At 61.4% G+C, this 12,189-nt stretch carries 10 protein-coding genes; 6 read left to right on the top strand and 4 right to left on the bottom strand.

What is annotated here, in order from left to right; all coding sequences use genetic code 11:
* The first annotated feature begins 15 nt into the window (after positions 1-15).
* Positions 16-918: a YgfZ/GcvT domain-containing protein gene (locus ACEVBK_RS02360; RefSeq protein ID WP_375057018.1), complete on the top strand. Its 903-nt coding sequence runs from the start codon at positions 16-18 to the stop codon at positions 916-918.
* Here ACEVBK_RS02360 and ACEVBK_RS02355 read toward each other — a convergent pair.
* On the bottom strand, positions 900-1,790 hold the full coding sequence (locus tag ACEVBK_RS02355; protein ID WP_375057017.1) for a LysR family transcriptional regulator: 891 nt from the start codon (positions 1,788-1,790) through the stop codon (positions 900-902). The genes ACEVBK_RS02360 and ACEVBK_RS02355 overlap by 19 nt on opposite strands.
* 89 nt (positions 1,791-1,879) lie before the next feature.
* Here ACEVBK_RS02355 and ACEVBK_RS02350 point away from each other — a divergent pair, with 89 nt between their 5' ends.
* Positions 1,880-2,323: a PACE efflux transporter gene (locus ACEVBK_RS02350; protein WP_375057016.1), complete on the top strand. Its 444-nt coding sequence runs from the start codon at positions 1,880-1,882 to the stop codon at positions 2,321-2,323.
* A gap of 34 nt (positions 2,324-2,357) precedes the next feature.
* On the opposite strand, the gene ACEVBK_RS02345 is transcribed toward ACEVBK_RS02350, so the two are convergent.
* Positions 2,358-3,635: a dicarboxylate/amino acid:cation symporter gene (locus ACEVBK_RS02345; RefSeq protein WP_375057015.1), complete on the bottom strand. Its 1,278-nt coding sequence runs from the start codon at positions 3,633-3,635 to the stop codon at positions 2,358-2,360.
* Between the two features lie 728 nt (positions 3,636-4,363).
* Here ACEVBK_RS02345 and ACEVBK_RS02340 point away from each other — a divergent pair.
* From ACEVBK_RS02340 to ACEVBK_RS02325, 4 genes are all read left to right on the top strand, one after another.
* Positions 4,364-5,551: a M24 family metallopeptidase gene (locus ACEVBK_RS02340; protein WP_375057014.1), complete on the top strand. Its 1,188-nt coding sequence runs from the start codon at positions 4,364-4,366 to the stop codon at positions 5,549-5,551.
* Between the two features lie 4 nt (positions 5,552-5,555).
* Positions 5,556-6,035 carry an Lrp/AsnC family transcriptional regulator gene (locus ACEVBK_RS02335; protein ID WP_375057013.1) on the top strand — a complete coding sequence of 160 codons (480 nt, stop codon included), beginning with the start codon at positions 5,556-5,558 and terminating at the stop codon, positions 6,033-6,035.
* A 181-nt stretch (positions 6,036-6,216) separates the two neighbouring features.
* Positions 6,217-7,734 carry an NAD-dependent succinate-semialdehyde dehydrogenase gene (locus ACEVBK_RS02330; RefSeq protein ID WP_375057012.1) on the top strand — a complete coding sequence of 506 codons (1,518 nt, stop codon included), beginning with the start codon at positions 6,217-6,219 and terminating at the stop codon, positions 7,732-7,734.
* Positions 7,735-7,787: 53 nt separating this feature from the next.
* Entirely contained in the window at positions 7,788-9,203 is a 1,416-nt protein-coding gene (locus tag ACEVBK_RS02325) for an aspartate aminotransferase family protein (protein WP_375057011.1), read from the top strand.
* A gap of 56 nt (positions 9,204-9,259) precedes the next feature.
* On the opposite strand, the gene lysS is transcribed toward ACEVBK_RS02325, so the two are convergent.
* Positions 9,260-10,744, bottom strand: coding sequence for a lysine--tRNA ligase (lysS, locus tag ACEVBK_RS02320; protein WP_375057010.1), 1,485 nt, complete (start codon positions 10,742-10,744; stop codon positions 9,260-9,262).
* Between the two features lie 165 nt (positions 10,745-10,909).
* Positions 10,910-12,008 (bottom strand): peptide chain release factor 2 gene (gene prfB, locus ACEVBK_RS02315; RefSeq protein ID WP_375057009.1). Its coding sequence is split into 2 segments (ribosomal slippage): positions 10,910-11,932 and positions 11,934-12,008, totalling 1,098 coding nucleotides; the frame shifts between segments, so codons are not numbered across the junction.
* Positions 12,009-12,189 lie beyond the last annotated feature (181 nt).

Raw genomic sequence — 12,189 nt, 5'->3', positions numbered from 1 at the left:
ACAGAGGATGTACCCGTGTTGACTATCGCTTCTTCTCCCGTACTTTATCCCCTCGGCGACAGGGCCGTACTCAGCCTGACCGGCGATGACAGAACCAAATACCTGCAGGGCCAGGTCACCTGCGACGTGGCCGCGCTCGAGGCCGGTGATGCCTGCCCCGGCGGCCACTGCGACAGCAAAGGCAAGCTGTGGGCTCCCTTCTGGCTGGCCAACCTGGGCGATCGGCTACTGCTGGTGCTGAATCGTTCGCTGCGGGCACAGCAACTGCCCGAACTGAAAAAGTTTGCAGTGTTTTCCAGGGTCGAGCTCGAAGACGCCAGCGACCGCTGGCAGGTGTTCGGCCTGGCCGGCGAAGGCCTGTCCCACTGGCTCAACAACCATGTCGGGGACGGCAACCTGTGGCAGGGCGGCATCGTCATTCCGGTCGCGGCCGAACATGCGCTGCTGCTGCTGCCGCTGGATGCCGAACTGCCCGAACTACCCAGGGGCAGTGAGCAGGAGTGGCAGGGACTGATGATCCAGGCCGGGCAGCCCGACATGAGCGCCGAACACCAGGGCGAATATATCCCGCAGATGCTCAACCTACAGGCCCTCGGCGGCATCAGCTTCAACAAGGGCTGCTACATGGGCCAGGAAACCGTGGCCCGGGCCAAGTACCGGGGTGCCAACAAGAAGGCCATGTTCGTGCTGGCCGGAAAGGCACCTGACCACATTGGTGCCAACCAGGATCTGGAACTGCAGCTGGGCGACAATTGGCGCCGGGCCGGTACCGTACTGAGCTTCTGGCAACAAGGCGAAGACTGCCTGCTGACCGCCGTGCTCAACAAGGATCTGGAAGCAGACGCCGTATTCAGGCTCAAAGATCAGCCGGACAGCCGGCTGCATCTGCAGCCCCTGCCCTACGATCTGGTGGACTGAGCCCCGCTGATGGCCGCGTTCTTCAGCCAGGACGCGGCCTTGCCCAGGGGCCGCTGCTTGTGCCAAATCAGCTCCAGCGCCACCTGCCAGTCGGTGTCGTCGAAGGCCAGCCGGGGCGATACCAGCAACCCTTCTCCCAGGGCCCGGGATACGATGTGCTCGGGCACATAGGCCCAGCCCAGGTTACGCTGCACCAGCTCCACGATGACCCAGTGGCTTTCCACCCACCATACGTCCGACGCCACCCGCAGCCGTACCTTTTCCTCGCTGTCGTTGCGGGTCGCCACCATCAGTTGGCGGTGGCGCTTGAGCTCCTCCCAGTCCACCCGCTGGCCGGCGAGGGCATGACCCGGGGCACAGACGATCTTCATCGGCACCCAGCCGAGGGCATGAAAGTTGAGGGATGAGGGCAGGATTTCCTGGCGCCACATGATGCCCAGGTCGACCCGTTCCTCCAGCACCATGCGGCTGACGTCCTCCATCAGCGGGAACAACAGCTCCAGCTCGACACTGGGGAACCGGCGGGCAAATTCATCCATCAGCCGCCCCAGTTGATCGGAAGGGTAGAGTTCGTCCACCGCCAGTACCAGCCGGCTTTCGACCCCTTCCCCCAGGCTCTTGGCCAGGCCGCGGAAGTGTTCGCAGCGCTCCAGGATCACCCGGGCCTCCGCCAGTAGCCGCTCCCCGGCCGGGGTCAACCGGGGATAACGGCCTTCCCGGCTGAACAGCGGGTTGTCGAGATCGATTTCCAGGTTGGCCACCGCCGTGCTGACCACCGACTGCACCTTGCCCAGGCGGCGGGCGGCGGCCGAAAAGGAGCCGGTTTCCACCGTGGCGACGAAGGCCTGCAATTGTTCCAGGGAAAAACTCATCTATCTTAAAATCCGATACAAGCTAACTTTTACTCTCGATATTAGCAGATAGAATCGGCATCAAAGCACTTCACTGCGGAGGAAATATCATGCGTACAACCAAAGACCGGATTCGCCACGCCCTGGGATTTGAAATCATCGGCCTGCTGATCTTCGCGCCCCTGGCCAGCCTACTGTTCAACCACAAGCTGTTCGACATGGGGCTGATGGCGCTGGTCGGCTCCATCATCGCCACGGTCTGGAACTACATTTACAACCTGCTGTTCGACCATGTCCTGCTCAAACTGAGAGGTGAGGTACGCAAGACCACGCCGATCCGGATAGGCCATGCCCTGCTGTTCGAAGGCGGCCTGCTGCTGCTGTTCCTGCCGATGATCGCCTGGCACCTGGGCATCACCCTGTGGGAGGCCTTCGTGATGGATATCGCCATGGCCAGCTTCTATCTGGTATATGCCTATCTCTACAACCTGGCCTATGACAGGGTCTTTCCTTTACCTTTCATCCCGCAACAACAGGCGGCCGGCCAGGGATAAAAAAACCGCCGAACGGCGGTTTTTTCCTTCTTACTTATGATTTTTCCTCTATGGTCGACAATCCGGCGACGTCTTCCAGGCTGTCCGGGTTACCTTCCATCCGGGCCACTATGGTGTTGACCGCGGTGTCACCCACCACGTTGGAAGCGGTACAGAACATATCGTTGATGCGGTCCACCGCCATGATGATGGCCATGGCCTCGATCGGCAGCCCCATCTGGTGCAGCAGTACCCCGGCCATCACCACGGCACCGCCGGGCACGCCGCCCACGCCCACGGACATCAGCAGCACGGTCATACCCACGGTCAGCAGATCGCCGGCGGGGATGGGAGTGCCGGAAATATTGGCGGCAAAGATGGCCGCCAGGGTGATATAGATGGCGGAACCGGACATGTTGATAGTGGCGCCGAGTGGCACCCCAAAACCGGCGATGGCCCTGGACACTCCCAGCTTCTCGGTCAGGGTGCGCATGGTCACCGGTATGGTGGCGTTGGAGCTGGCGGTGGACAGGGAGAACAGCAGTTGCTCACGGGTGGCCTTGCGGAACTCGCCCGGCTTGATGCCGGTGGTCAGCCACACCGCCAGCGGATAGGCCACCAGTATCCAGAAGCCAAGCACCAGCACCACCAGGGCCACATAGCCGGCCACCGACATCAGGGTGTCTGCCTCCAGAGTGGCGCCCAGGCTGATCATCAGCGCGAACACGCCGTAGGGAGCCAGGATCATCACCAGGCCCACCAGCTTCATCATCACCTCGTTGGCCATGCGGAAAGCGCTGGCCGCAGGCTGAGCCGTGGCACCCAGCCCCTGGATGGCCAGGCCGGTGAGGATGGCCATGAAGATAATCTGCAGCATGTCACCGGAGGCAAAGGCCTGCACCGGGTTGCTGGGCACTATGCCCACCAGTATGGCGCCGATGTTGGGCGTTTCGGTGGTGGCCAGCTCGACGGCGTCGGAGGCGCCATGGGGCAGTCTGGCACCCAGGCCGGGCTGGAAAATCACCCCCACCAGTATGGCGGCGGCGATGGAAAGGATGGTGTTGATGATATAGAGCCCGAAGGTCTTGCTGCCCAGGCGACCGAAGCTGGTGATATCGCGCAGCTCGCAGATGCCGGTGACGATGGAGATATAGACCAGGGGTACCACCATCAGCTTGATCAGCGACACGAACATGCCACCCACTCCGTCGGCCAGGCCGACCGCCCCTTCATTCAGGAAGGCAACACCGGTAAAGAGATACTGAATCATGCTGCCGATGGCCAGACCGGCGAAGAGGCCGGTGAAGATGCGGGCAGAGAGAGAGCCTTTCATATGTATTCCTCAGCAAGACCTGAACAGATTATCTGCTATTGTTTATTTTTATAGATAAGTTGACCAGCCAGTTGGCTGGTGACGGGATTTTACATTTAAAAAACAGATCGGCAACCCTATCGCCCGGGTAGAGCGCGGTTGCGTGAGCACTCTCACAATACTTGAGCATTTACAAAAAAGTTTAACTCGCTGATGCCCCCGCAAAAACGACGGCGGTCAGCCGGCGCAGATACTGGCTGACGATATCCCGACGATGACGTCATCGCCTGCCGGGCCAGGTGCTTGAGCATTCCCGTGTTCAGCGAGGGAGGGGGCGGATCAAGTGTCATGGTTCAACGCATTTATTGACACGCTCAATTACACTGATGTGTACTGAGGGCTGATGCAACAATCCAGGACAATGCCAAGTCGTCATCCCGTCTTTTGGTCTATTGTCATAATTTCAAGGATGCGTCGTATGGGTTCGGCAAACGGGGTAACACTCATGGATAAATACAGCCTGAACACCCCCCCGCTTCCTCCCGATACGGCATTGCTTCGGATCTTGTCTTCACGCCCACGAGCCAAAGGGCAGCTACAGCCCGACAGCTGATAAGCGGCTGTACCGCGGCCAGGATCGCCGGCACAGCCGCAAAACCTCAATACCAAAACAACAATCCAGCCGACTGCCTGCCCTCCGAGCCGACGGGGATTGGTGGTCCCGACTGCCAGATACGGGGATAGCGCTTATGCATAACCACGTACCCAATTTCTCCATCGAGGAATACCACCAGCGCCTGGCCAAGGTTCGCACCGCCATGGACCAGTGTGAAATCCAGATCCTGATCGTACACGATCCGTCCAACATCGCCTGGCTCACCGGCTACGACGGCTGGTCCTTCTATACCCCCCAGGTGGCGGTAGTGGGGCCGGCTGGCGAGCCGCTCTGGTATGGCCGCCAGATGGATTACAACGGTGCCAGACGTACCGTCTACCTGCAGGAAGACAACATCACCTGGTACCCGGACTACTACGTGATGAATCCCCCCATGCACGCCATGGAATACCTGGCCAACCAGTTGCTCAAGCCCCGCGACTGGGCCCGTGGCAATATCGGCATCGAAATGGACAACTACTACTTCAGCCCCACCGCCTATCTGGCATTGAAGGAAAACCTGCCCGAGGCCGAGCTGGTGGACGCCACCGCCCTGGTCAACTGGTGCCGGGCGGTCAAGTCCGAGACCGAACTGCGCTATATGCGCATCGCCGCCCGCATCGTGGAAAACATGCACCAGGCCGCCTTCGAGATGATCGAGCCCGGCCTGCCCAAGAACCGGCTGGTGGCCGAAATCTACCGGGTGGCGATGGAAGGGCACGAAGGCCACTTCGGCGACTATCCGGCCGTAGTGCCCATGCTATCTTCGGGTGCGGATGCTTCGGCCCCGCACCTGACCTGGGACGATCGCCCCTTCAACCACAACGAAGGCACCTTCTTTGAAATTGCCGGCTGCCATCGCCGCTACCACTGCCCGCTGTCGCGCACCATCTTCCTGGGCCAACCCAGCGATAACTTCCTGCACGGGGAAGAGGCGCTCGATGCCGCCCTGGAGGCCGGCCTGGCCGCCGCCAAGCCGGGCAACCGCTGTGCCGACATCGCCAACGCCCTCAACGCCACCCTGGCGGAATACGGCTTCGATCGGGCCGGTGCCCGCTGCGGCTACCCCATCGGGCTGAGCTACCCGCCGGACTGGGGCGAGCGCACCATGAGCCTGCGCAACACCGACCCCACCATCCTGGAGCCGGGCATGACCTTCCACTTCATGCCGGGGCTCTGGCTGGACGACTGGGGTATAGAGACCACCGAGAGCATAGTGATCACCGAGACCGGGGTGGAAACCCTGTGCAACTATCCCCGCAAGCTGTTTGTGAAGAGGTAACCCCATGCGCCTGGATCGCTACGACATCAAAATTTTGCACATCCTGCACCAGCAGGGCCGTATCACCAAATCCGGCCTGGCCGAGGCCATCAACCTCTCGGTCAGTCCCTGCTGGGAGCGGGTCAAACGGCTGGAAAACGCCGGCATCATCCGGGGCTACGGCGCCCGCATCAACACCGAAGTGCTGTTCAAGCGCTCGCCGGTGCTGGTGGAAGTCAGCCTCAAGCAGCACAGTGCCGAAGCCTTTAACCGCTTCGAGCAGGCCATGCTGCAATGCGATCAGGTGGTGGACTGCTACGCCACCGGCGGCGGTGTCGACTATATCCTCAAGGTGATATGCACAGACATCGACCAGTATCAACGGCTGGTCGACAGCTGGCTCACTGCCCAGATCGGCATAGAACGCTACTTCACCTATATCGTCACCAAGACCATCAAACAGCAGCAGCCCAGGCTGGAATTCTCGGCGGAATACAAGGAATAGGATTGGGGACGGCTCCCCACCTTTCTCTCCCCTCCAGAAAAAAACCATTTTTCCGCCGTCGTTATAAGAAAAATCGCCCCGCCAACGCCGGGACAACAAAAAGTATCTCCCCGCCATCGCTCCTAGAATGACCTCATGACAACAACCTGTTCCCAAACAACGCAACGGATTGGTGGTGTTTATGAGTCTTACCCACAAGCAGGTATCCGACAGCAAGGTCACCGCAGCCATTATGCCCTGCCTGCAAGATCCCCGGCTGGTGCGCGAGCTGGCCTATGTCAACGGCAAATGGGTCAATGGCAACAGCGATCTGGCCGTGCTCAACCCGGCCACCGACGACATCATCGGTCACTGCACCCAACTGCAGCCGCTGCAGGTCAGCCAGGCTATCGACGCCGCCGACCGCGCCTTCCCGGCCTGGCGGGCGCGGCTGGCCGACGAGCGCGCCGCCCTGCTGATGCGCTGGCACGATCTTATCCTGGAAAACAGGGAAGACCTGGCGGTGTTGATGGTGCTGGAGCAGGGCAAGACCCTGGCCGACGCCCGCAGCGAAATCGACTACGGTGCCTCCTTTATCCGCTGGTTCGCGGAGGAAGCCCGCCGCGCCTACGGCGAGACCATTCCCAGCCATATTCCCAACACCCAGTTGGCCACCCTGCGCGAGCCCATCGGCGTGGCGGCGCTGATCACCCCCTGGAACTTCCCCAGCGCCATGATCACCCGCAAGGCGGCGGCGGCCCTGGCCATCGGCTGCACCGTGCTGGTCAAGCCGGCCAGTGAAACCCCCTTCTCCGCCCTGGCGCTGGCCGAGCTGGCCGAACGCGCCGGCTTCCCGGCCGGGACATATAACGTGATCACCGGTGACGGCACCGAGCTGTGCGGCGTGCTGTGCCGCTCCGACAAGGTCAAGGCGCTGTCGTTCACCGGCTCCACCCGGGTCGGTAAGCTGCTGCTGGAACAGGCGGCCGCCACCGTCAAGAAGTGCTCCATGGAGCTCGGCGGCAACGCCCCCTTCATCGTGCTGCCGGACATGGACATAGAAGCGGCCGCCAGGGCGGCGGTGGACGCCAAGTTCCAGACCGCCGGGCAGGACTGCCTGGCCGCCAACCGCATTTTCGTGCCGCGCGCCAGCTATGAAGACTTCCTCGCCGCCTTCGCCGCCGAGATGGCCAGAATCCAGGTAGGCAACGGCTTCGACGAGGGCGTGACCATGGGTCCGCTGATCTTCCGCCAGGCGGTGGACAAGGCCCAGGCCATCGTCGACGACGCCCTCGCCAAGGGCGCCCGGCTGATTGCCGGCGACCAGAGCCGGGCGCCGGGCGCCAACTTCTTTATGCCAACCCTGCTGGCCGACGTGACCCCGGAGATGAAGGTATTCCGCGAGGAGAATTTCTGCCCGGTGGCCGGGGTGCTGCCCTACGACAGCATCGACGAGCTGATCCCCCAGGCCAACGACACCGAATACGGCCTGGCCGCCTATGTGTACGGCCATGACATCCGCCATATCTGGCAACTGATGCGCGGCCTGGAGTTCGGCATGGTGTCGGTCAACTCGGTGAAGATGACCGGCCACCCCATCCCCTTCGGCGGGGTCAAGCAGTCGGGCCTGGGCCGCGAAGGCAGCCGTCACGGCTTCGATGAATACAGCCAGATCAAGTACTACTGCCTGGGTGCCATGCCGACCGTTAGCGGCAGCTGAGACCAGGACTGAACACCCATACCGGACTGAACGCTATCAAGGGAGCGACCACCATGACCATAGATACCAAAAAGCTGCTCGACATCGACCGCAATAGCGTGTTCCACGCCTCCACCCACCTGAAGCAGTACGCTCATGGTGAAGTGGGCGGACGCATCATCACCGGTGCCCAGGGCATCCGCATCCAGGATTCCGAAGGTGTGGAGCTGATCGATGCCTTCGCCGGCCTGTACTGCGTGAACATCGGCTACGGCCGCACCGAAATGGCCGAGGCCATCTACGAACAGGCCAGGAAGCTGGCCTACTACCACACCTATGTGGGCCACACCAACGAGGCGCTGATCGCGCTGTCCGACCGCATCATCAAGATGGCCCCCGCCGGCATGAGCAAGGTCTACTACGGCATGTCCGGCAGCGACGCCAACGAAACCCAGCTCAAGCTGGTGTGGTACTACAACAACGCCCGTGGCCTGCCCCAGAAGAAAAAGGTGATCTCGCGGGATCGCGGCTACCATGGCTCCAGCATCGCTTCCGGCTCCATGACCGGCCTGCCGCTGTTCCATGCCCACTTCGATCTGCCGCTGGAGCGCATCAAGCACACCATTGCGCCGGTCTACTACCGCCGCCCCGACGACAACATGAGCGAGCCGGAGTTCTCCAGGTACTGCGCCGCCAAGCTGGAAGAGATGATCCTGGCGGAAGGGCCGGACACCGTCGCCGCCATGATCGGCGAGCCGGTACTGGGCACCGGTGGCATAGTACCGCCGCCCGAGGGCTACTGGGCCGAGATCCGCAAGGTGCTCGACAAGTACGACATCCTGCTGATCGCCGACGAAGTGGTGTGCGGTTTCGGTCGCCTGGGCGCCGACTTCGGCTCCCTCTACTACGACATGAAGCCGGACCTGATGACGGTCGCCAAGGGCCTGACCTCCGCCTACCAGCCGCTGTCCGGCGTGATCGTGGGCGAGAAGGTATGGCAGGTGCTGGAGCAGGGCACCGATCAGTGGGGCGCCATCGGCCACGGCTACACCTATTCCGGCCACCCCATGGGTGCCGCTTCCGCCCTGTGCAACCTGGACATCATCGAGCGCGAAGGGCTGGTGACCAACGCCCGTGAGGTGGGCGCCTACCTGCAGCAGCGCATGCAGCAAACTTTCGCCGAGCACCCGCTGGTGGGCGAAAGCCGCGGCGTGGGCCTGCTGCACGCCCTGGAGTTCTCCCGCAACAAGACCAGGCGCGAGCACTTCGAGCCCAACCTCAAGGTGGGCCCGCAGATCGCCGCCGCCTGTCTGGAGCAGGGCCTGATCGCCCGCGCCATGCCCCACGGCGACATCTTGGGCTTCGCCCCACCGCTGGTGGTGACCAAAGGCGAAGTGGACGACATCGTCGAGCGCACCGCCAGGGCGGTGAACAAGGTCACCGACCAGTTGCTCCGCGGCGGCGACTGGCGACCCGGCCGCAAGGGGTGAAGAGCAAAACGTAAAAAACCGGGCCCAGGCCCGGTTTTTATTTGTTCATTAATAACTTAACGCTGCGGACGCAGGGTCGGGAACAGGATGACGTCGCGGATGGTGTGGGAGTCGGTCAGCAGCATCACCAGGCGGTCGATGCCGATACCCTGGCCGGCGGTCGGCGGCAGGCCGTGCTCCAGCGAAGTCACGTAGTCTTCGTCGTAGAACATGGCTTCATCGTCGCCCGCGTCTTTCTGATCAACCTGATCGCGGAAACGCTGGGCCTGATCTTCGGCGTCGTTCAGCTCGGAGAAGCCGTTGGCGATTTCGCGGCCACCGATAAAGAATTCGAAGCGGTCGGTAATGGTCGGATCCTTGTCGTTGCGGCGCGCCAGCGGCGACACTTCTTCCGGATACTCGGTGATGAAGGTCGGCTGGATCAGGCGGTGTTCGGCGGTCTCTTCGAAGATCTCGGTGATCACCCGGCCCAGACCCCAGCTCTTCTCGACCTTGATCTTGAGATCCTTGGCCACTTCGCAGGCGCCGTCGAAGGTGGCCAGTTGCTCCAGGGTCACCTCGGGGTTGTACTTGAGGATGGCGTCCTTCATGCTCAGCCGCGCGAAGGGCTTGCCGAAGTCGAACACTTCCTCGCCGTATTTCACCTCGGCGGTACCCAGCACCTGGGTCGCCACGGTGCGCAGCATCTCTTCGGTGAAGTCCATCAGGTCGCGGTAGTCGGCGTAGGCCCAGTAGAACTCCATCATGGTGAACTCGGGGTTGTGCCGCGGCGACAGGCCCTCGTTGCGGAAGTTGCGGTTGATTTCGAACACCTTCTCGAAACCGCCCACCACCAGCCGCTTCAGGTACAGCTCGGGGGCGATACGCAGGTACATGTCCATGTCGAGGGCATTGTGGTGGGTGATAAAGGGACGGGCCGAGGCGCCACCCGGGATCACCTGCATCATCGGCGTTTCCACTTCCATGAAGCCATGGCCGTTCATAAACTGGCGGATGGCGGCCATCACCTGAGAACGGATCTGGAAGGTCCGGCGGGAGTCTTCGTTGGTGATCAGATCCAGGTAGCGCTGGCGGTAGCGGGTTTCCTGATCCGACAGGCCGTGGAACTTCTCTGGCAGGGGGCGCAGCGCCTTGGTGAGCAGCTTGAACTGGTCCATGTTGACGTAAAGGTCGCCCTTGCCGGACTTGTGCAGCACGCCGGTCACACCCACGATGTCACCGATGTCCAGGCCGCCGTACTGATCCTTGATGATCTGCTGGGCTTCCTTGGTGGCGTAGGCCTGAATACGACCGGACATGTCCTGCAATGCCAGGAAGGGGCCGCGTTTGGCCATGATGCGGCCGGCCACGGACACCACCTTGCCCAGGGCTTCGAGGGCGTCCTTGTCGTGCTCGCCGAATTCGGCCTGCAGTTCGCCGGCCAGGTGCTCGCGCTGGAAGTCGTTGGGGTGGCCGTTGGCCGGGCAGTCCTTGCGGATTTGCTCGAGCTTGGCGCGGCGCTCGGCAATGAGTTTATTCTCGTCTTGTAGCTGCTCTGTCATGATTAAGCCTTGTTTGAATCTTTATTGGAGACCCTGCTCCAGGCGGGAGCAGGGTCTGCCTAAGCCAACCGTCGATGGCAGGGATGCCATCGCCGAGCATACAGGGAAGTACTTGCTGCGTGTTGGCGGTGGTTGAGCCTGCTCCCGACGGATCGGCATGGAAAATTAAAGCCCGGACTTGAGGCTGGCTTCGATAAACTTGTCCAGGTCGCCGTCCAGCACCGACTGGGTGTTGCGGGTTTCAACCCCGGTACGCAGATCCTTGATGCGGGCGTCGTCCAGCACGTAGGAACGGATCTGGCTGCCCCAGCCGATGTCGGACTTGCTGTCTTCCATCGCCTGTTTCTCGGCGTTCTGCTTCTGCAGCTCCAACTCATACAACTTGGCCTTCAGCTGCTTCATCGCCTGATCCCGGTTTTTGTGCTGGGAACGGTCGTTCTGGCACTGCACCACTATGCCGGTGGGTTCGTGGGTGATCCGTACCGCCGAGTCGGTTCTGTTGACGTGCTGACCACCGGCGCCGGAGGCACGGTAGGTATCGACCCGCAGATCCGCCGGGTTGATTTCGATCTCGATGTCGTCGTCGATTTCCGGATACACGAAGGCGGAGCAGAAGGAGGTGTGGCGACGGCCGCCGGAGTCGAACGGCGACTTTCGCACCAGGCGGTGCACGCCGGATTCGGTGCGCAGCCAGCCGAAGGCATATTCGCCACTGAACTTGACGGTGACGGACTTGATGCCGGCCACTTCCCCTTCGGACAGTTCGATGATTTCGGTCTTGAAGCCGCGGGCTTCGCCCCAACGCAGGTACATGCGCAATACCATGTTGCACCAGTCCTGGGCCTCGGTGCCTCCGGAGCCGGCCTGCAGATCCAGGTAGCAGTCGGATCCGTCGTGCTCGCCAGAGAACATGCGTCGAAATTCCAGATCGGCCAGTTTCTTCTCCAGCGCGTCCAGATCGGCCTTGGATTCCTCGAAGGTATCTTCGTCTTCTTCTTCCACCGCCAGCTCGACCAGGCCACTGATATCCTCAATGCCCCGATCCAGCTCATCCAGGGTACCGACGACCCCTTCCAGAGTGGCTCTTTCCTTACCCAGTGCCTGGGCTCGCTCGGGCTGGTTCCATACATCCGGCTGTTCCAGCTCGGCGTTTACCTCTTCCAGACGCTCTTTCTTGGCATCGTAGTCAAAGGTACCCCCTAAGAAGCTGTGCCCGTTCAGACAGCTCCTTGAGTTTGTTGTACACAGGGTTTACTTCAAACATGGGTCGACAGACTCTCTGTTGTACTGAGTGAGTGTGTTTGGCGGCTCGCCAAAATCAGGGCGCTTATTCTACCGAAAGCCGGGCCTGAACGCAGCAGTGAGCGGCCATATTTCGAGCGACTATCAATATTTAGTTTCGATTAAATTTTTTTAAGCGGCTGTCGATATAATAAGGTATCGCC

The organism is Zobellella sp. DQSA1 (assembly GCF_041950555.1).
Classification (GTDB): domain Bacteria; phylum Pseudomonadota; class Gammaproteobacteria; order Enterobacterales; family Aeromonadaceae; genus Oceanimonas.
This window is presented reverse-complemented; position numbering and strand designations above follow the sequence as displayed.